Consider the following 20,675-nt stretch of genomic DNA (forward strand, 5'->3'; position numbering starts at 1 on the left):
CCCGTCCGCAAAGGGCAGGTTCTGGCTGTTTCCCTGAATCAGACGATCCGAGTGCTTGGCGGCGGACTCCAGCATGGCGCTCGAGATGTCGAGGCCAACGATGTCGGCGGAGGGCAGGCGCTCGAACAAGGGGCCGATGCCGCAGCCATTGTCGAGGATGCGGCCCTCAACCTTCACCGCCTTCAGCATCAGATCGGTCCACCAGCGATGATAGCGAAGCGCGTATTCGTTGCTGTAGCGCGCAGCTTCGTATTCCAGGGCGACCCGGTCTTGGACCGCTATCTCCTGGGCGAAGCGAACCATGTCACCGGCGAGCATGACCGGCCGCCCCTTGTCGATCTGATAGACCGCCTGGCAGGACTGGCAGGACAGGGTCTGGTCCCGCTCCACCAAGTCGCTCGACCGGCACTGAGGGCACACCAGACCGGGGAACCGGTCCAGGGTCGCTACTGTTTCTTCTTCATGAAGAGACATGCTTGGCTCGCTCCATCCTCGCCGACGCGTCGACATTAGCAGCCAGGTCTTTACCAATCATGGTCAAGAATATCCAGTTCTCGTGGCAGCTCGTTTGCCCTGAAGACCCAAGTACTGGCCGGTCTTGGTTAATCTGCCTGACAGCGCTTTGCGCGCCCGGCACAATAAGAATAGTTAACAGTTCCAAAGGGGTAGTTGCTTTTCGGACGGACAAGGCAGCGATTTGTGCTATGCAATCTGCGCTGCGACGGGCGCTAACCGATACGGCGCGCGTGGCCCGTTCCCAACCCACGACGTCGGGGGATAGAAGCGAGATGGCCATGAAGGCGGAAGCGGAGAAGGGCCCGCTGGCTCGCCGCAAGCTCGACCATCGCCTCGTCGTCGTAATCGGACTGGCCCTGGCCGGGCTGATGGTATCGCTGGCCTGGGTGGGCTGGATCGGCAGCGACGATGCGCGGCATATCTCAGGGGCCCTGGGGTGGTACGAGCAGTTTCCTTATCTGCCGCAACACCATGGCGAGTTCCGCCACTTCATCGCTCTTCCGGCAGCCCTGAGCTTCGCACTCTTCGGCATCAGCGACGTCAGCGCAGTGCTCCCGATCCTGGTTTACTTCTTTGCCCTGATCGCCGTTACCCTGCATGAGATGAACCGGCGGGTGGATGGTGCCACCGCGCTTCTCTCCGTCGTACTTCTGGTCAGCCTGTCGATCTTCGCGGTCCGTGCCACCGTCGCCTACTCCGACATTGCCGAGGCGGCCTTCGTCCTGATTTCCCTCTGGTGCTTTCTGCGTTGCTGTGAGCGCCCTGAGGGGCGCGTCGCCTGGCTGCTGCTTGCTGGCGTCCTGGCCGGCGCCGGCTGGCTCACCCGCGAGACTACGGCTGCCCTCCTGCTCTTTTACGGCCTTCTCTTCCTTGCCGGCTTCGGCATGCCCAGACGGCTCTACTGGATCATGGCCATCGGCTTTTTCATCCCGGTGTTCGCCGATGCCCTCTACTTCTGGATCGTGGCCGGCTCGCCGCTACACCGCTACACGGAGATCTTCCTGGCGCGGTCTGGCTTCTCCGGGATGCGGCCCCAGGCCGGGGAGCTGTTCAACGATATCGGCAACGTCCAATTGCATCCGCTTTTCGATCCTCTGCTGGCCCTGCTGGTCAATCATGAGGTGGGGCTGATCTTTTATCTCACGCCCCTGGTGGCCTGGGGTCTTTGGAAGGATAAGCAGTTATCGCCTTCCGTCCGCAGCCTGGGTCTGCTGCTGCTTGGCTTCGCCGTCCTCTGGTTTCTTGTCACCTCCTTTGCGGTGACACGCTATCACCCGCGCTATTTCACGGTGTCGGGCTATGCAGTGGCGTTGGCCGCGGCCATCTGGTTCGCCCGAAGCCTCTACCCGCGCCGCCCTAGGATCTGTTTGGGTCTCGCTGCTCTGGTGATGGCAGTGGGAACGGCCGGAATCTACCTGGAAAACCGCAATCCGATCTTCGGTGCCCGGACCTTGAGCCAACTGGCGGCCGCCAGCGAGACGGCGATTCACAGCGATCCGGAAACGTACCGCCGCGGCCATCTCCTCCTCTTGGGCGAAGGCGCGCTGTCGCAAGCCAGCCCGAAGGCCCCAGATCCAGGTGCGCTGTTCCTCTACAACCCCAACCGCGTTTCGAATAAACCGGACCACTGCGCCTTCCGACCGGCAAACGACTGGGATGTCATTGAGATCGTTCGGGAGGACCCGAAGCTGATTGGCTTGGTGGTCCGCGGTCTCGGGCTCGAAGGACTGCTACACCCCAGCATCGGGCGGCGCCTCTTGCAGCCGAATGCCCCGGTGACGCTTTATCGCGTTGGCGAGGAGAGCGCATGCCGCGACTGAAGGCCTCTACCGCAAAGCTGGTCGGCCTGCTCCTGGTCTTCATTTGCCTGGGCTTCGTGGTCCAACAGCTTCTCGGCCTCGACCTGCAACAGATCCCGAGCGAACGTTGGTTTGATCTGTCGCTCGTCGTGCTCGTCGGCGCCCTCCTCTATGGCCTGGTGAGCCTGAGCTTGTCTTACACTTGGCGGCACCTGCTCTCCTGGAGCGACGGGACACGGGCACCGGCCGGGCTTTGCCACGGCATCTACGGCCGCTCGCAGCTCGGCAAATATCTGCCGGGCAACATCTTCTCCATCGCCGGCCGCCACGTGCTCGGCCGCCGAAGTGGCATGGGCGACCGCGCGCTGCTCTGGGCGGCGGCCTTGGAAATCCTCGGCATGGCCTTCATCGCCGCCCTGCTCTTTGCCTTCGGCGCCGCCGATCTGGGGGGGACGTCGCAACTGGTCGAGGTGCCTCTGCTCGCGATGGCACTGGTGGTTCCCCTGGTCCTGCCCTGGATCATGCGGGCGGTCTTGCAACGCATGCCGAAACTGCAGCCCTATGGCCTGCCGGCGCGCGGTTTTGGCGCCTACCTGCGGCTTTACGGCACCTTCTTTCTCTACCTGCCGTTCTTTCTCTGCACGGCGGCCCTACTGTGGTGGCTTCTCCACGAGGCGACGGACGGACAGGCCCCGTCTTTTCTGATCGTCCTGTCGGTCTCCGCCGGAGCCTGGCTGGCCGGCTTCGTCACGCCAGGCGCTTCGGGCGGCATCGGCGTGCGCGATGCTCTTCTGATTTTGGCCCTGAAGCCCTTCGCCGGCGACGCCATTGTCTTCGCTGCCCTGGCCTACCGCCTGCTCACCATCCTGGGCGATATCGTCTACTTTCTGGTCGCCCTGGCATTTCCCATTGAAGCCGCTAGCATGACCGACGACACCCGCGATACCGAACCGTCACGATGATCGAGTGAACCCTCATGGCCGCTACCTCCACCGAAGCCTCCTCTCCCGCCCCGGCGGTCAAGGACTATCAGAACCTCAGCATCGTCATTCCGGCGTTCAACGAGGAGGACGGGATCCTGGCGACCCTGGAAACCCTGCGCGGCGCCTTCCCCGCGGCGGAGATCATCGTCGTGGACGACGGCAGCAATGATCAGACGGCCGAACGGGTCGCCGGGTTTCCCGAAGTGAAGCTCCTGGTGCACCGCTTCAACCGCGGCTACGGCGGGGCCCTGAAGACCGGGATGAGCCAGGCCTCCCGCGAGTTGATCGCCTGGTTCGATGCGGACAACGAGCACCGCGCCGAATTCCTGCAAGCCATGGTCGATCAGATCGAGCGGGAAAAGCTGGCCGCCGTCCTGGGCCAGCGGCCCAAGTCCGTCTCCGTCGTGCGCGGTGTCGGCAAATACGTCATTCGGCTTCTGGCCCGGCTCCTCAAGGTCAAGTCGGGCAGCGATCTGAACTGCGGCCTCCGGGTCTTCCGTCGCGAAGTGATCCTGCCCTACATCCCGGTCCTGCCCGACAGCTACAGCGCCAGCCTGACTTCAACCATCATCCTGATCGAACAACGCTATCCCTTCGCCTTTCACCCCATCGAGATCAACCAGCGCATCGGGCAATCAAAGGTGGCCCTGGCGGACGGCTTCAACACCATGCTGCTGGTGCTGCGGGTCATCACCCTCTTCGCCCCGATGCGGATCTTCCTCAGGGTCAGCTTCAACCTGCTGCTGCTGGGCCTGGCCTACAGCCTTTACATCGCCCTGACCAAGGGCGAGGGCATTCCGGTGCTGGGGGCCTTCGTGATGCTGGTCGGCCTGCTGGTCGGCGTTCTGGGCCTGGTTGCCGATCAGATCAGCCAACTGCGGCTGGTCGGCCTCACCTCCACCCCTCTCAACAACCGGGATTGAGCGCCTGAGGCAGGTCATGGCCGGGCTTTCGCCATGAAGACAAAGGTCGTCCTGACGGTCGATACCGAACCCTCCATCGCAGGGGCCTTCATCGATCCCAAGGCCAATCCGCCTTTGATCGACGAGCCTGTGGCCGGCGAGGTGGCGGGCAGGAGCGAGGCTCTGGGGTTCATGATCTCGACCCTGGGACGCCATGGCCTGCGGGCCACCTTTTTCGTCGAGACGCTGCATACCGCCTACTTCCCCCCCGCCAGCATGGGCCGCTATGTCGAACAGTTGCAGGCCGCCGGCCAGGACGTCCAACTGCACCTGCATCCGAGCTGGCTGTCGTTCGAGAACGGCCGCCTGGCGGTGGGCGAAAAGGTCACCGACCACTGCAGCGAGTTGGGCCGGGAACGGCTGGTGGAGGTGATCCGGCGCGGCTGCGAACAGATCGCGTCCTGGACGGGCCGGCGGCCGACCGGCATGCGCACCGGCAACTTCTCCACCGCCTTCAGTGTTTTCGAGGCGATGAACGACGCCGGGCTGGAAAACGCTTCCAACATCTGCCTGGCCGTCTACCAGCCGCCGGAAGAGAAACTCTGGCTCTCCGGTGGCAGCCACCGCCTGGCCGGCATCCGTGAACTCCCGGTAACCTGCTTCACCGACAGCGGCCCGGTGGGACGGGGCAGGCTGCGCCCCCTGCAGGTAACCGCCCTCAGCGCCGACGAAATGATCGCCCTGTTGCAACAGGCCCACGACGGACAGAGGGGGGTCGTCGTTATCGTCACCCACCCCTTCGAGTACCTGAAGAAAAGAGACTTTCGCTTCCGCGGGCTGAAGGCCAATCGCCTGGTCCAGGGAAGGCTGGAGCGGCTTTGCGCCTTTCTGGCGGCGAACGACGACAGGTTCGACGTCGTCAGCCTGGAAGAGGCGGCGCAGGACACGGAGGCGGAGAACGCGCCACCATTGAAGGGCCATGCCCTGCGCGCGGCCCTGCGCGCCGCCGCCAACGTTGTGAACGACCGGCTCTTGTGAGCGGGCCCGGCGCAGCGCCAGGCAATCAGGAGCCAAACCAGCAGGAGACGGTGATCCTCCTGGGCACCGACACGCCAATCGGCCTGGCGGTAGTCCGCGACCTCGGCCGTCACGGCTATCGCACCATCGGCATCGGCCGCTCCAGGGAGGCCTTGGCCGGATACTCAAGGTTCTGCCATCACCATGCCGTTCGCCGAGACGACGAGGCCGGGTTGATCGAACAGATCAAAGATCTGGCCACAAAGTACGGGGCCGGCTACCTACTGGCCATCGGCGAGAACGATCTGCTGTTGCTGAACCGCCATCGCGAAGCGCTTGAGACAGAGCTTCGCGTCCTGACACCGAGCGGCGACCGCCTGGCGCAGGTGCTCGACAAAGCCGCCTGCCAGGCGCACGCCGAAGCCGCCGGCATCGCGACCCCGCAAACCCACCGCTTCCGGTCGCTTGAGGACGTACGCTCAGCTGCGCCGGGTCTGAGCTATCCCCTAGTGCTCAAGTGGCCCGACCCCCATCAGGTGATCGATGCCCTGAAAGCCGCCGGCTTGGCGCTGATCAAGACGGACTATGCACAGAACCCGGAGGATCTGGTGGCACGCCTGGCGCCCTACGACGCCATCGGCGCCTTCCCCCTCGTCCAGGCCTATTGTCCGGGCCACGGGCTCGGGCAGATGTTTCTGGCGCAGGACGGCGAGGTGCTCCTGGAGTTTCAGCACGAGCGACTGCACGAATGGCCACCGGAAGGGGGCTTCTCGACCCTCTGCCGCAGCGTCCCGCTCTCTGAGCACGGGGAAGCCAGAGAGAAAGCCCGCGCTCTACTGCGGCGCCTGAATTGGAGCGGCGTCGCCATGGTCGAGTATCGCTACGACCCGGCGACGGAAGGCTACGTCTTCATGGAAATCAACGGGCGTTTCTGGGGCAGCCTGCCGCTGGCGATCGCCGCCGGTCTGCCCTTCGCCGCCGCGCTGGTGGCGCACTGCGGCGGTGGCACGCGCAGTCTCACGCTGCCACGCAGCTACGCCGCCCTGACCGCCTGCTATTGGATTCCGGAGACCAAGCGCCTGCTGCGCCTGTGGCTAGAGCGCCGAAAGATCCAGGACCCCTTCTACCGGCCCGATCCCTGGCGCTCCCTGATTTCCTATCTCAGCTTTCCCCTGCGCCTCTCGAGCCGCTGGTATGTCTTCCAGCTCTCAGATCCCAAACCCTTCTTCGCGGATCTGGCCGCGGTGCTGGTGAAGCTGGTGAAGCGACGTTGACGGAAGAGGGCGTTCCTGGCTTTTGGCCTACAGCTTTCTTGCACCGGGCGCGCCCATGGCATCCCGCAACGCCTCCACCGCCTGTTCGATACGGCCGAAACAGGTCCTGAAGTAGCTTCGCGACAGCCGATAGGGATCGTAGAGCAGGGCGAGAGGCGGGCGGCACCAGAGCCCCAGCAACGCCAACTGCACCTCGTGACCCTGTAGGTGCGGTGCCAGCGCCCGCAGATGCCGGTCCTCCATCACCAGGAAAAGATCGCCCTTCTGGATGGCGAAATCGGCCAGGGCGGTGGTCTTGTGCCGGGAGAGATCGACGCCGAAGTCGCGCGCGACCTCGCTGGCGACACTGTCCGCCGGATGGCCGCTCCCTGCCCCCAGTCCCAATGAAGCGACCGGCAAATCCCCCATCAGTTTCTGCGCCAGATGGTGCCCGAAGGGACTGCGGCAGACATTGCCCTGGCAGACGAAGACCAATCGTCTGACCTTGGTGAATTCGACCCGGCCATAACGCCGATAAGGGCCGAACATCCAAAGGATGTTGGCGATGACCAGCCGCACCAGCCCGCGGTGGGTGCCGAAGACCTCGGCCATGAACTGCCCGACCCAATCGAAGAGGGCGGTGATCCACCGCTTGACGATGTGCTTCTTCTGCTCGGTCACCAGGGAAATTCCATAGGCCGTCGCCACGATGAGCAGAATGTAGCCGACATAGGCGCCCGGACCGACCCGCGTGTCGCCCACGCCCTCGGTTCCGAAGAGCGCGAAGTAGAACAGGATCATAGGGCCGTGCAGCAGATAGAGCGTAAAGGTGGAACCGGCCAGGGCCTGGATCGGCCTGGCCCAAAGGGCGGACACCTCTTGGTGGCGCTCACAGATGGCCCGCAAACCGACGAAATGGGTGGCAACGCAGAGCGCCAGGACGTAGTCCGCCGGAAAGCGCTGACTGGAGACGAACTCCCGGGTCCATTCCGGGCCGACCAACGCAAGCAGCAGACCCCGGCCCCAACCGGCGACGTTCCAATCAACATAGGCGGCAAGGCCCAGGATGGAGGCCAGCACCAGGACCCAGCCGAGGCCCGGAGAGATTCTGCGCAGGGTCTGGGACCGATAGAGATAAACCCCGGCCCACCATAGCGGCATCAGGATGATGATCTTCGGGCCGAGCAAGAGGGCGAGCATGAGGAACAGCAGCCATCCCTTGCGGCCACCCAAATAGGTGACCAGGGCGAAGCCGGCGTAGTACCAGACCTCATAGCCCAGGCTCCAGTAGGGGACGTTGGAGAAGGGTTGAATGGAAAGGAACCAGACCTGGTTGAGGAACAGCAGGCTTGCGATCACCCGGATGGGGATCAGGTCCCAGGCTTGGTATCCGACCGGATAGGCGTTCGGGTCGACCGAGTAGCCGATGAAGTCGAAAGCGCCGGTGAGCAGGATGGCCGGCAGAACCACCGAGTAGATGCGCGCCAGGCGTGAGATCGAATAGGCCCTGAGCGTGCGCTCCTTGGTGTCGCTGACATAGGCGATGACATAGCCGGAGAGCAGAAAGAAAACGATGACCGCCTCGTGGCCCAGACCGACCAGGAAATGGCCGGGATTGTAGAGATAGCGGGCATGGTGCAGCAGCACCAGAAAGGCGGCGAGAAAGCGCACCAGATCGAGATAGACGGAAAAGCTCCCGGTCATGACCGGCGAGGCTACTGCGCAGCGCTGGGGCGCAAAACTGCTCGTGCCCGGCGCGCCCAGTTGCGGCCCTGCATCATGGCCGCGAGCATGGCTCCGCGCGGTGTCTGGCGATTATAGGCCATGATGCCCCAAAGTTCGCGGCGCGTGGTCAGCCACTGGGTTTTGTAGGCTTCGTCACCGATACCGAAATCGATTCGTGATACCTTCTCCTCATCGATGAGGTACTGCATGACGTTATAGGTAAGCACGCCACCCACTGAGAGATTGCTGGGCGCCATTGGGTCGTATGCTGTCTTAAATCCAATAGCCGTCGCATTGGAGACAATGATGAGCCAGCTTGCCACTGGCGCACCGCTAAGAAACAGGTTGCCCAGCCGCAAGCATCCGCGCTCCGCACAACTGCGCATCAAGCCATCCATGAAATCGGGATGGAGTTCCGGCTCCTTCCAACTGGCTCCATAGACCGTCTTGAACGCAGTGATCGCCCGCTCAGCCCCCTCGCCGCCTTTGTAGATCTCGCAAGAAGCATCGGGCCGGCGGGCAAATCGCCGGGCCTTCCAAGCAAGAGTTTTTTTGACGCTCTTGCCGCGATCCGCGATGTAGTCGTCGAAAGAACGGCCGGCAACATCCTCATACCAGTTACCGAACTGAAAATAGGGTTCAGTAACCAGCCCACAGCTATCGAAGGCTTCCAACAGATAGTCGAACACCTCCGAATCACGGTCCAGCATGCGAAGCGAGACGGCATCCCAACGCGGCCTGTCACGCAAGAGAGCGCCAACGAGTTCATGAACGATTTTCCGGCGATCAGAGACATGCTCGCCAACAAGAGGAGAGAAGCGCAAGGTATAGACGTTGTGGCAACCGCTCAGGAGGCGTGATCCGTATGGTCCGCGCTGTCGCGGCATGCCGATCGCCGGCAAAAGTGCCTGAGGACGTCCGCTGCCGCTCTCCTCCAGGCCGTAGAAACGCTGCTCCTCACCTGGCGATGCGGTGGTCGCCAAGAGGACGCGGTACCAGAGAGCGCTGTTGAAAAAACTCTCTTTTTCCGCCGTACGGAACAATGCCTCATAGCTCTCAGGAAGTGCCTCTAGACCGTCGTATCGTCTCACTTCCATGGGCAGTCCTCGTTTCCCTCAGACAACGTCCTGCAAGATCGCCTTGCGCCCCTCGATTGGCGTAGCCGCAGCTTACGGTCGCGGTGGCCGGACGGCGGCACCAGAAGAAGCTATCGGCGCAGGCGCGGCCCCTCAAGCAAGAAGCCGCACGGCCCGGACAGCAGCCGACGACCCGGTACTTACGCGCACGATAGAATCAAACAGTTATTTTCGCGACCTTGTCGCCCATTGAGCCGACCGGCGATCATCATTTGTTTTTCTTACATTTTTGCTACTCTTCGCCGGCTTTTCCCAGGCCCCCCGGCCGTCCCGCTTCCCGGAGTTGTTCTTGCTGACCCGTCACCCTCCCCTCGGACTTCTGCCCCGCCGCCGGCCGCAGCAGACACGGTCGATCACAGTCGACGGCGAAGGGCCGAACCGGCCGCGGGAGGGCCGGCTCATCCCCAAGCCGGAGGTGCCCTGCTATCCCGTCCACAACGACCTTCGACTTCTGACAGCGGGCCGCGGCGCCGACAACGGTGACCAGGACAAGGGCCTCTTCGGCATCGGGCCCGCATTCTTCACCACCGCCGGCAAGACCGCCCTGGCCTGGGCCTTCCGGGCCTCTGGGCTGCAACCGGGCGCAGCAGTGCTGCTGCCGGCCTATCACTGCCTTGCCATGGTGGAGCCCCTGCCCTGGCTGGGGCTGAAACCCGTCTTCTATCGGCTGCACGAGGATCTCAGCATCGATTACGCCGCGCTGGAAGCCCGCCTGGATGAGCGCTGCAAGGCCCTGGTGGCCGTCCACTACTTCGGCTTTCCGCAGGACGGCCCGCGGCTGAGAGAATTCTGCACGCAGCACGGGCTGTCGTTGATCGAAGACTGTGCCCACAGCTTCTTCGGGCACCGAGGCGAAGAACGCCTGGGATCCTTCGGCGACTTTGCCATCGGCAGCCTGCCGAAGTTCTTTCCTGTAGGCAGCGGCGGCTGCCTGGTCTCGGCCCGCCGCCCGCTGCCCCCCGAACCGCTGGCCGCCCCCGGGTCTCTGGCCGACCTGCGCTCGCTGGTCCGCGATCTCCAGACCACCCACTACTACGGACGCCTGCGGCCTTTGGGGCCCATCACGACGGGCACGGCGGCGCTGCTCAAGGCGCTGTCGCTGCTGGGCCTTGGCCGCGACATGGCGGGGCTACGGGACACCCCCGCCAGCCTCGACTATGGCGCCGGCCGGATGGGTGGAACCATCCAGCGCGCCTGCAACCCCGGGGAGATCGCCGCGCGGCGCCGCGAGAACTACCGGACCATCTGTCAGGCCCTTGCCGGGCAGCCCGGCATCAACCCCGTGAAGCCTGAGCTGGAGGAAGGTATCGTGCCCTACATGGTTCCCCTGCGGATCCCCGCGCTGCGCCGCGTCTTCGCCCAGTTGGAGGACCGGGCCGTTCCGATGCAGCGCTTCGGCCAGTTTCTCTCGACGGAGCTGGACGACGCGCTCTGCCCGGTCAGCAGCGACCTGTCGCACCACGGCCTGCAACTCCCTTGTCATCAAAGCCTGCTGCCCGAGGAAATCCAGTGGATGATCGATCGGCTGTGCGAGATCTGCGCCGCTGGCCGGGGCTAGGGCGTGGGCCTTAACCAATTCGACGTAACTCGAACCTAGGCTGGCCCCGGCCCAAAGGTGTGTTGAACGCCTAGGGGAAGGACGGTAGCGTGCCAGCGGCGCGGGGGGCCGCTGCGGGCCTTGAGGTGCCAAGGGACGGATGCCGGATCGATGGCATAGCGGGCCCTCGAGCAGGGGTGCGGGTGCCCTGTAAGGCACGGCAGGATCAAGAGGATGCGGACAGGGTATGAGCGGCTTTTGCGGGTGGCTTGCGAAAGAGGGATGCCCGGAGTCAGCGCCTCTGCTGTTGGATCGAATGGCCGCGGCCCTCACGCGCCCCTTGGCCGACCCTGCTGCGGAGCCCGCCGCTATCCGCTCGGCCTGCAGCGTACAGCCGGCCGCTGCCCTGGCGCTGCGCGGCGCCCCTGAGGAGACTGCCTGGCGGGAGGAGGACGGGCTCTGCGCCGCCATCATCGGCTATCCGCGCTGGGCCGACGCGACGCTCGATGCCCTGGCGCGCCGGCAGGGCCAGGGGGCAGCGCTGCTGGAGGCATACCGCCGCCACGGCCACGACCTTCTGGGGCGGCTGTTTGGGCATTTCACCTTTGCCGTGCTGGACCCAAAGCGGGATCGCCTGTTCAGCGCCATCGACCGCTTCGGAGTCTATCGCCTCTGCTATGCCAACCCTCGGCCCGGCGATCTGATCTTCGCAACCTCCGTCGACGCGATCCGGAGCTATCCCGGAATGACGGCTACGATCGCCCCGCAAACGCTCTATCAGTACCTCTACTTCATCGACCGCGTGGCCGCCCCCGGGACGATCTATGAAGAGCAGAGCAAGCTGCGCCCCGGCGAGGCGCTGCTTTTCGAGAACGGTGCGCTGCGCTGCTGGCGCTATTGGCAGATGGACTACCGCCACCCCTCCGGCGCCGGGCGGGACGACCAGCATCGGGCCCTGCGCGACCGGCTGGAACAGGCCGTGGCCCGCTGTCTGGAAGGGGAGACGGCGAACCAGACCGCGAGCTTCCTGAGCGGTGGCCTCGACAGCAGCACCGTCACGGGTTTTCTCGCCAAGGCCAATGAGGGCCAGGGGCGCTGCGTCACCATTGCTTTCGAACACGACGCCTTCGACGAGACCCCCTACGCCGAGCGCGCCGCCAAGCACTTCGGGCTGAAGCACGAGGTCTTCATGGTGGGCCCGCAGGAGGTTCTGGCAGTGCTGCCGAAGCTCTCCCACGCCTTCGACGAGCCCTACTCCAACTCCTCGGTCGTGCCCTGCTACTACTGCGCCCTGGTGGGCCGGGAAAGCGGCAACACGGTGATGCTCGCCGGCGACGGCGGCGACGAGCTCTTCGGCGGCAACAGCCGCTACCTGAAGGACGACGTCTTCGACCTCTACGGCAAGCTGCCGGCCGCGCTACGCGGTGGCCTGCTGGAGCCGCTGCTGGCCCACCTGCCGGGGCGGGATCGGCTTTCCCTCCTGCGGCGCGCCAACAACTATATCGCGCTGGCCAAGCGGTCTGTCGCCGACCGCATGAACAGCCACAACGCCTTTGCCTTCACGCCGGTGGAGCGGGTCTTCAGCGCCGAGGCCTTCGCCAGCGTGGATCCGAAGGGTCCGATGCGCTTCGCCGATGCGATCTACGAGGCGGCCGACGGCGACGCCAAGATCCAGAAGATGATGCATTTCGATCTGCAGGTGACCCTTGCCGACAGCGACCTGCGCAAAGTGCTGACCAGTTGCACGCTGGCCGGCATGCGGGTCCGCTTTCCCATGCTGGACGACGATCTCGCCATCTTTTCCGCCACGCTTCCGGCGGCGCTGCTGACCGAGGGCGGCAAGATCCGGCACTTCTACAAGCAGGCGCTGGCCGGCTTTCTGCCTCAGGCGATCATCGACAAGCCCAAACAGGGCTTCGGTCTGCCGATGTTTCACTACATTGCCGACACCCCGGACCTCGCAACGTTTTTCTGCGACGCACTCAGCGATCTGAAGCGCCGCTTCTTCTTCGACACCGGGTTCCTCGACCGGATGATCGCAGACGTCCGCCGCGGCGAGCCCGGCAGCCAAGCCGGGATCGTCTGGGACCTGGCGGTTCTGGAAACCTGGATGGCCTCCCGTGACATTGCTGCGGACGGCAGGACCGCAGGTCGGGGTCCGGAAACTGCCCCGGGAACGTCCCCGGGATCCGCCCCCGCCAAAGCGGCCCAGCAAGGATAGCCGGGACGATGTCAGACCTTGCCGAAAAAGAGATCCTTTTCGTTCTGGGACCGGCGCGCAGCGGCACCACCTTCCTGAACAACCTGCTGGACCGTTGGTTCGACTATGGCATGGGACCGGAGGGCACCTTCATCGAGCACTTCCATCGCCGCCTGGGGCGCTACGGTGACCTCTCGAAGACAGATAACCTCTCCCGCCTGGTGGAGGACATCTCGAAGTGCCAGATGCTGGAGATCATGCGCCACCGCTATCGCGACGAGGCGCGCCTGGACGTGACCGCTGAGGAGATCCGGGCGCGGATCCTGGAGCCGAGCTATGCCGGCGTCGTCTATGCGGTCTTCCAGTGCCTCGCCGACCTGCAGTCCAAGACCCGGGTCGGCAACAAGAACCCCGGCTATTGGTCCCATCTCGACTTGCTGGACGAGCTCTTTCCCCAGAAGGCCAAGTACATCGCGATCCTGCGCGACGGCCGCGACGTTTTCCTCTCCCTACAGGAGATGACCTGGGGTGGCCAATCGCCCTATGCGGCGGCCCGGCAGTGGTGCCGGGCGCTGACCGCCATCGAGGCTTTTCAGAAGCGCTGCGGGCCAGAGCGGTTTCTGCTGCTGCGATATGAGGACCTGCTGGCCTCTCCCGCTGAGATCTTTACCAGGATCGAGGCCTTCCTCGGCATCGCACTGACGCCGGAGAAGCGCGCCGCGGCCCTTGCGGAGTCCCAAAGCAACCCCAGGAAAGACAACTTCAACAAGTGGCCGGACCGCCTGTCCGACGGCGACCGCCGGGTCTACGAGGCCCTCGCCGGCGACGTCCTGGCCAAGCATGGATACCCGGTGCTGCCTGAACGGCCGCGGGTTTCCGCGCTGCAGCGAAGCTGCTTTGAGATGATGGAGTTGAAGCGCCTGCTTCAGGTCAACCTCTACCACCTGCGCCACAAGCTGCCGGCCGACAGGCAGCGGAAGACACCGAGGACCTCTTCGCGTCGCTGAGGTCTCCCGTATTTCGACGGTCCGGCCCGCGCTACAGCCTACGGCTTAACGAGCCTTCGATAGAGCGGGTCGTAGTGGGCGGCACTGGCCTCCCAACTGCGCTGGCCCTCGACAAAGGCGCGCCCTGCCGCACAGATCTCGGGCCAGCGGGGGCGCCGGGCGAAGAGGTCGTGGAGCGCGCGGACCAGGCCGGCCTTGTCGTCGGCAGGAAAGAGGAAACCGGTCTTGCCGTCCTCGATCAGCTCCTGATGGCCGCCGACGTCGGAGGCGAAGACCAGCTTGCCCTGGGCCATGGCCTCCAGCGGCTTCAGGGGGGTCACCAGTTCGGTCAGGCGCATGCGGTGGCGGGGATAGACCAGCACGTCGAGCAGGCCGTAGTAGCGCTCCACCTCCTCGTGGGGCACGCGGCCGGTGAAGATGGCGCGGTCCTCCACCCCCAGATCGCGCGCCAGGGCCTTCAGACGGGCCTCCTGCGGGCCCCCGCCCACCAATAACAACTTCAACCCGGCAAGCTCTCCCCGCAGCTCCGCCAGGGCCTCGATCAGCAGGTCGAGCCCCTCGTAGGCATAGAAGGAGCCGATGAAGCCGATGGCCGCGCCCGGCTCCAGGCCCAGGCGGGCCAGCAGCGCGTGGTCACGCGGCGGCGCGTTCTGGAAGGTGGTCAGATCCACGGCGTTGGGCACCACGGTCACCTTGTCGGCGGCGATGCCGCGGTCCAGAACGTCGCGGCGCAGGCCCTGGCAGATGGTCACCACGCCATCGGCCCGGCGCAACAGGTAGCTCTCCAATCCACGGGTGGCGCGGTAGCGGAGCCCCCAGGGCCGGGCACCGTGGAGGTTGACGGCGGCGTCCTCCCAGAAGGCGCGGACCTCGTAGACCAGCGGCAAGCCCTCCCGCCGGGCGACGGAGAGCGCCGGCAGCCCGTTCAGGATCGGGGAATGGGCATGCAGGATATCCGGGCGGACCTCCCGCACCAGGCGTTGCAGGCGGGCACGGGTGGCGGCCATCTGGCGCCAATCCCCCGCCAGGGGGAGGGTGGCGATGGCGGAATTCGAAATCGGCGTCCGGTAGAAATGCCAGCCGTTCACCGACTCCTCGGGCCCGTGGGTTTCGGGATGGCGCGGGGTGGTGAGCTGAAAGGTCTCCCAGCCACGGGCGCGCTGGGCGCGCAGGATCCCCAAGGTTCGAAACACATAGCCGCTTTGCTGCGGCAAAGAGTGATCGAGAACGTGGAGGATGCGCATCACCGGGCCCTTAACCGATAGCGGAGATCGGATCAAGGTGTTTCAGGTTCGGGCTCGGCAGAGCCGAGGCACGCGCGTCACTGGCGGAGCTTACGAGGGTCGCGGAGCGCCCCGGAAAAATGACCCAAAAGAAAGGGCCCGCGGGGATCTCCCCGCGGGCCCGTAACTATGGCGTTTGGAGCCTAGGCGGCGTGCTGTCCGGTCAGACCGCCGTGAGCCGCTTCCGCGAGAAGACACCCAAGACCAGCAGACCGATGCCGAAGAGCAGCAGGTTCACCGGTTCCGGAACGATGGAGAAGGTGTTGTTGCCGTCCACCTGGAACAAGATGTCGTTCGCCGCGACCGCAGTGTCAGGATAGAAGGCCGACCCGCCGACATGGAAGTCCGTTGTGTTGGCCGCAGGAGGCGTAGGAGGAAACTGCAGCGTGCCGAAGAACTCAAGATCGAACACAGTATCGATCAGGCCGAGAATGAACTCATCGAGCACAAAGTCCAATGCCGCCTGGACTTGAGCGTCGAGGGTCGCGACGCCAACCCCGCTGCTTCCGGTGGTTGCCGTGAAGGTCGAGGTCTGCGAAACGAGTGAGAAGCGCGCGACCTCGGTGCCGTCGTCATAACCGGTACCGGCAGCGATGCTGGCTTCCGTGCCGCCCCCGCCCAGTCCTACTTCGTCATAGAAGATCGAGATCGTGCCGCCGGCACCGCCAAGACCAAAGATGGCGGACGTTCCACCGCCCAAGACCGCGGTCACGACTTCTTGGAAGCGGGCCACGATCGTGAACTGATATTCCGTACCGGCAAGCGCACCACCAGTGCCGCTTGAGTTCAGCGTTGACGCGAAGGACACCGCACCACCGCCCGGATCCGTCGCACCGGTCAGAATCGATTGGTAAACGAAGTCGAAGGTCTGGCCCACCGCCAGCGGTGCGCCGAAGGGCCCGATGCCAATGGCCAGGCCGGCGGAGCTGGAGGTCCAGTCCATTTCCCTGACATTCGATGCAAGGGTGCCGCCACTGCCATCCAGCAGATCCACATCCGTCAGCGGGCCGGCGTCAGCCGTAACCGGGGCGAGCCCCAGCATAGCAACCGCACCGGCGGCGAGGGTAAGCTGCTTCAAATTCATTGCCTTGATCCTTCTCCAAACTCCAGGCCCAAAGGAGCCCGCCATAGTTCGCTCTATAAATGCAATCCCTATGCCAGATCGATACTTTCCCATAATTACAAAACCTTAACTGCCCATAGCTCGTTGACGGAGGGCACCATCGGGAAAATCTGTAAGATATTTTGACAATTTGACGCCGGCACGGTCAAAAATCCCGCAAAACATCCTCGAAGATCCGAGAACAGACAAGTCTTTCAATGTACTACGATGGTTTACACCATCGAATCCGGAGCGCCATTCGACGGCCTCAGAACGACACTAGCAGCCTGTCGCCCACGATGAGATTTTTGTCCGGAGATGCTTTGGAACAGCCTTAGCCTAGTTCTTTGTTAACCATAAATTTGCTAGCAATGACCCATGCAATCACCAGAGGTTCACCGGGCCAAACAGAGCCGGGCCGAGCATGGTCGTCGCGAGCAGGGCCGGACTATGCGTGGCGGGCCCGGGCAGAGCGAGCCTGGGCAGGGCGGGGCCGAGGAAAGCCGGCCCGGCCAAGGGGTGCGCCTCTTGTTCTTCTGCGAAGCCGTGACGCTGGCCCATGTCGCGCGGCCGCTGGCCCTTGCCCGCTCTCTGGACCCTGGGCCGTACGACGTCCATATCGCCTGCGACCCGCGCTATGACGCGATCTTTCCGGACGGGAGCTATCGCCGGCACCCCTTGACGTCGATCTCGGGTCAGCAGTTTCTGCGGGCGCTGGCGAAGGGCAGCCCCCTCTACGATGCCGAAACCCTTCGGACTTATGTCAAGGCGGATCTGGAACTCATTTCTGCGGTCGAGCCCGATGTGGTGATTGGCGATTTCCGGCTGTCGCTCGCCATCAGCGCGCGCCTCGCCAAGGTTCCCTACGCGACGATCACCAACGCCTATTGGAGCCCCTTTGCGGAACCGAGTTATCGGGTCCCCGACCTGCCGTTCGCGCGCGTCCTGGGCCCTGGCCTGGGCCAGTTGCTGTTCAATGCCGTACGGCCCCTGGCCTTCGCCCTTCATACCCGGCCCCTGAACCGGGTGAGACGCGAGCACGGGCTGAAAGATCTCGGGTTCAATCTCGGCGAGACCTATACCAACGCCGACCTGACGCTTTACTCGGACGTTCCCGAACTGATTCCGACCCGCCCACTTCCGGCGCATCACCAATACATCGGCTCCCTTTCCTGGCAGCCGGAGATCCCCAAACCTCCGTGGTGGGACAACATTCCGCAAGACCGACCGGCGGTCTATGTGACCCTCGGCTCCACGGGCGCGGCCGAACTCCTGCCGCGAATACTGGAAATCCTGGCCCCCATGCCCGTCACCGTCCTGGCGGCGACCGCCGAACGGGTGAAGCTGGGGAGCGTGCCGGAAAACGCCTTCGTCGCGGATTTCCTGCCGGGCAGCGATGCCGCGCAGCGCGCCAGTCTGGTGATCTGCAACGGTGGCAGCCCGACCACGACCCAGGCCCTGCAGGCGGGCGTTCCGGTCATCGGGATCGCGAGTAACCTGGATCAGCACCTGAACATGTCCTACATCGAGCGGCGGGGGGCCGGGCTCACGCTGCGGGCCGAGCGCCACCGCGATTCGGCGCTCGTGGAAGCGGTGAACCGCCTGCTGAGGGAGCGCGCCTACCGGGAGCAGGCCGCGGCGGTCAAAGCGCAGATGGAGATTTACCGGCCCGAGCGGCTGTTCCCTGAACTCATCGCCAGCCTGATCTGAGACCGGCGCCCCATGACCGACACGAGCGACATCGCGAACCGAGCCTGGGACGTCATCGTCATCGGCACCGGCATGGGCGGGGCGACCCTCGGACATGCTCTCGCAAAGGCCGGTAAGAGCGTTCTCTTCTGCGAGCAGGGCCGCGCGCATCTGGAAGATGAAGCGGCCCTGCGCGGCGACTATCCTGAGACCGGAATTGCGGACTTGTGCCTGCCCCACGCACAGAACCGCGATGCCCTGTCGAGGGCCGGGCGCTACGGCGATCTCATAGAGGATCGCTCGGGGCCGCGCCGGCGTCGCTTTGTGCCTTTCATCGGTGCGGGAACCGGCGGTTCCAGCGCCCTCTACGGCATGGCCCTGGAGCGCTTCCTGCCGGAAGACTTTCGCCCGCGCGAGAAGTTCGCCGGCATGCTGGAGGGGGCGGCCGAGAGCAGCCTGCCGGAACGCTGGCCCATCGCCTACGAGGAGCTGGCGCCCTACTACACCCAGGCCGAAAGCCTTTACAGGGTGCGCGGCGGCAAAGATCCCTTGCGCGGCGAGCAGCCAGGCGACGCCCTTCAATCGGCGCCGCCGCTCACCGCCGCAAACCAGGAGCTGTTCGATTTCCTCAGCGCCAAGGGCGTCCACCCCTACCGCCTGCCGAGCGCCTGCGAGTTCCTGCCGGACTGCAAGGAATGTCAGGGATTTCTCTGTACCAAGCCATGCAAGAACGACAGCGCGCGCATCTGCCTGGCACCGGCTCTTCGCGACCATGGCGCCGTCCTTCTGGATCAATGCCGTGCCCTGCGCCTCGAGGCAACGAAAGGGCGTGTCGATAGCGTCATCTGCCGTCATCGGGGCCGGGACCTGTCGCTCAAGGGCGCGACGATCGTGCTGGCGGCAGGGGCCTTGCAGAGCCCGCTTCTGCTCCTGCGCTCCCGTTCCCCGGACTGGCCCCAGGGGATCGCCAACGAACACGATCTCGTCGGCCGCAATCTGATGCGCCATTGCGTCGATCTCTATGCCCTCAAGCCCAAGGCGGCGCCTGGCCCGGAGGAGAACCACAAGGAGATCGCCTTCAACGACTTTTACGGCGCCGAAAGCGCCAGGCTGGGATCGGTCCAGTCCTTCGGCCGTCTGCCACCGCCGGCCATGATCGTCGACACCATGGAGCAGGATCTGCGGGAAGGCCCCCTTCCCTGGCTCTCCGGATGCTTTCGCCTGGCCAAACCCTTCATTCGTTCGGCCCTCGGCAAGAAGCTCTCCCGGTCGGTGATTCTGGCCAGTCTGCTGGAAGACCTGCCCTACCGCGACAACCGAGTGCTTCCCATGGAAACGGCGGGCGGTGAGCAGCAGGGCGGCGACGCCATCCTGCACTACCGGCTGCATCCCTTCGAGAGAACGAGAATCGCGGAGTTTCGTAAGCGCATGACCGCGCTTTTGAAGCCCTATGACGTCACAGTGATCAAACAGGCGGAAAACAACCAGCGGATCGCTCATGTCTGCGGTACCTGCCGGTTCGGCGACGATCCAGAGGACAGCGTGCTCGACCGCAACAACCGGGCCCACGGCCTGGAGAATCTCTATGTCGTCGACAGCTCCTTTTTTCCTTCAAGCGGCGGCACCAATCCGAGTCTGACCATCGCCGCCAACGCTCTTCGCGTCGCCGACATGCTCCAGTGAGACCGGAGCGGCTAGAAAGACTGAAGCGAAAGGAACAGCCATGGACGAGTTCAGAGGCCACTGGGCCCTGGTGACGGGAGCGTCATCCGGGATCGGAAAGGAGTTCGCCCGGCAGCTCTCCGCGCGCGGGCTCAATCTCGCCCTGACGGCACGGGACCAGGCTGCCCTCGATCAACTGGCCAAGGACCTTGCCGCCGAGCAGGGAATCGAAGCCAAAGCCTTCGCCATCGACCTCTCTCAGCCCCGTGCCGCCGCTGCCTTACGCGCCAGGCTGGCCGAAGCGGAGATTCCGATACGGCTGTTGATCAACAACGCCGCCTTCGGCCGCTGGGGCCGCTTCGAAGACTCCGAGGCCGACACCTACGAGGCCATGATCGGCCTCAACGCGACCGCCTTGGTTTCGCTTTGCCATCACTTTCTGCCCGATCTGGCGCGCTTTCCGACCAGCGCGGTAATCAACGTCTCCTCGCCGGCGGCGCTCCAGCCGGTGCCCTACATGGCGGTCTATGCCGCCTCCAAGGCCTTCGTCCACAGCTTCAGCCAGGCGCTGCACGGCGAATGGCAAGACAAAGGCGTGACAGTTCACACCCTCGTCCCGGGGCCCACCCAGAGCGCGTTCGACGAACGGGCGGGAGCCTACGGGAGTGCGTTGAGCGAAAAGCGCGACCCACCCGCCCTGGCGGTCAAAGCGGCAATCGGACAACTGGGCGGCAAGAAGCCCTTGATCACCAGTGCCAAGGGCACCGGCAAGCAGCGTCTCTTTGCCAGTCTCGCGCCGCCATCGATGGTCATCAAGCAGGTGGCCAAGATGTTCCGCCCGCCACAACCGACATAAGGCACGAC

The 20,675-nt window shown here is 64.5% G+C and carries 16 protein-coding genes; 11 read left to right on the forward strand and 5 right to left on the reverse strand.

What is annotated here, in order from left to right; translation table 11 throughout:
- Positions 1–390 (reverse strand): class I SAM-dependent methyltransferase (locus Q0996_RS04285; RefSeq protein ID WP_299616368.1); only part of this gene is annotated, 390 nt, incomplete at its 3' end.
- A gap of 86 nt (positions 391–476) precedes the next feature.
- On the opposite strand from Q0996_RS04285, the gene Q0996_RS04290 reads away from it, so the two are divergent.
- The 5 genes from Q0996_RS04290 to Q0996_RS04310 are packed head-to-tail and all read left to right on the forward strand — an operon-like array spanning position 477 to position 6,491.
- A complete protein-coding gene (locus tag Q0996_RS04290) occupies positions 477–2,336 on the forward strand; it encodes a glycosyltransferase family 39 protein (RefSeq protein WP_299616371.1) in 1,860 nt (619 codons plus the stop codon).
- On the forward strand, positions 2,324–3,277 hold the full coding sequence (locus Q0996_RS04295; protein WP_299616374.1) for a hypothetical protein: 954 nt from the start codon (positions 2,324–2,326) through the stop codon (positions 3,275–3,277). Before Q0996_RS04290 ends, Q0996_RS04295 begins: the two co-directional genes overlap by 13 nt.
- 14 nt (positions 3,278–3,291) lie before the next feature.
- A complete protein-coding gene (locus Q0996_RS04300) occupies positions 3,292–4,221 on the forward strand; it encodes a glycosyltransferase family 2 protein (protein WP_299616377.1) in 930 nt (309 codons plus the stop codon).
- A 33-nt stretch (positions 4,222–4,254) separates the two neighbouring features.
- Positions 4,255–5,238, forward strand: coding sequence for a hypothetical protein (locus Q0996_RS04305; RefSeq protein WP_299616380.1), 984 nt, complete (start codon positions 4,255–4,257; stop codon positions 5,236–5,238).
- Complete coding sequence (locus Q0996_RS04310) at positions 5,235–6,491, forward strand: hypothetical protein (protein WP_299616382.1); 1,257 nt, start codon at positions 5,235–5,237, stop codon at positions 6,489–6,491. Before Q0996_RS04305 ends, Q0996_RS04310 begins: the two co-directional genes overlap by 4 nt.
- Before the next feature lie 27 nt (positions 6,492–6,518).
- Here the strand turns inward: Q0996_RS04310 and Q0996_RS04315 are convergent, their stop codons facing one another.
- Positions 6,519–8,174 carry an acyltransferase family protein gene (locus Q0996_RS04315; protein ID WP_299616384.1) on the reverse strand — a complete coding sequence of 552 codons (1,656 nt, stop codon included), beginning with the start codon at positions 8,172–8,174 and terminating at the stop codon, positions 6,519–6,521.
- An 11-nt stretch (positions 8,175–8,185) separates the two neighbouring features.
- Positions 8,186–9,292: a GNAT family N-acetyltransferase gene (locus tag Q0996_RS04320; RefSeq protein WP_299616386.1), complete on the reverse strand. Its 1,107-nt coding sequence runs from the start codon at positions 9,290–9,292 to the stop codon at positions 8,186–8,188.
- A gap of 328 nt (positions 9,293–9,620) precedes the next feature.
- Here Q0996_RS04320 and Q0996_RS04325 point away from each other — a divergent pair, with 328 nt between their 5' ends.
- From Q0996_RS04325 to Q0996_RS04335, 3 genes are all read left to right on the forward strand, one after another.
- A complete protein-coding gene (locus tag Q0996_RS04325) occupies positions 9,621–10,889 on the forward strand; it encodes a DegT/DnrJ/EryC1/StrS family aminotransferase (protein ID WP_299616388.1) in 1,269 nt (422 codons plus the stop codon).
- A 295-nt stretch (positions 10,890–11,184) separates the two neighbouring features.
- Complete coding sequence (locus Q0996_RS04330; RefSeq protein ID WP_299616390.1) at positions 11,185–13,089, forward strand: asparagine synthetase B; 1,905 nt, start codon at positions 11,185–11,187, stop codon at positions 13,087–13,089.
- A gap of 8 nt (positions 13,090–13,097) precedes the next feature.
- Positions 13,098–14,075 (forward strand): sulfotransferase, encoded by a 978-nt coding sequence (locus Q0996_RS04335; RefSeq protein ID WP_299616393.1) that lies wholly within the window; start codon positions 13,098–13,100, stop codon positions 14,073–14,075.
- 38 nt (positions 14,076–14,113) lie between these two features.
- Here Q0996_RS04335 and Q0996_RS04340 read toward each other — a convergent pair whose 3' ends face one another.
- Both Q0996_RS04340 and Q0996_RS04345 read right to left on the reverse strand, forming a co-directional pair.
- Positions 14,114–15,319 carry a TIGR04063 family PEP-CTERM/XrtA system glycosyltransferase gene (locus Q0996_RS04340; protein WP_299616396.1) on the reverse strand — a complete coding sequence of 402 codons (1,206 nt, stop codon included), beginning with the start codon at positions 15,317–15,319 and terminating at the stop codon, positions 14,114–14,116.
- A gap of 202 nt (positions 15,320–15,521) precedes the next feature.
- Positions 15,522–16,442: a PEP-CTERM sorting domain-containing protein gene (locus Q0996_RS04345; protein WP_299616399.1), complete on the reverse strand. Its 921-nt coding sequence runs from the start codon at positions 16,440–16,442 to the stop codon at positions 15,522–15,524.
- 468 nt (positions 16,443–16,910) lie between these two features.
- Between Q0996_RS04345 and Q0996_RS04350 the strand changes: the two genes are divergently transcribed.
- The 3 genes from Q0996_RS04350 to Q0996_RS04360 are packed head-to-tail and all read left to right on the forward strand — an operon-like array spanning position 16,911 to position 20,667.
- Positions 16,911–18,170, forward strand: coding sequence for a glycosyltransferase (locus Q0996_RS04350; protein WP_299616402.1), 1,260 nt, complete (start codon positions 16,911–16,913; stop codon positions 18,168–18,170).
- A gap of 12 nt (positions 18,171–18,182) precedes the next feature.
- Entirely contained in the window at positions 18,183–19,832 is a 1,650-nt protein-coding gene (locus Q0996_RS04355) for a GMC oxidoreductase (RefSeq protein WP_299616405.1), read from the forward strand.
- A 40-nt stretch (positions 19,833–19,872) separates the two neighbouring features.
- On the forward strand, positions 19,873–20,667 hold the full coding sequence (locus tag Q0996_RS04360; protein WP_299616408.1) for an SDR family oxidoreductase: 795 nt from the start codon (positions 19,873–19,875) through the stop codon (positions 20,665–20,667).
- Positions 20,668–20,675: the final 8 nt, after the last annotated feature.

The organism is Pelagibius sp. (assembly GCF_028289705.1).
Lineage (GTDB): Bacteria > Pseudomonadota > Alphaproteobacteria > Kiloniellales > Kiloniellaceae > Pelagibius.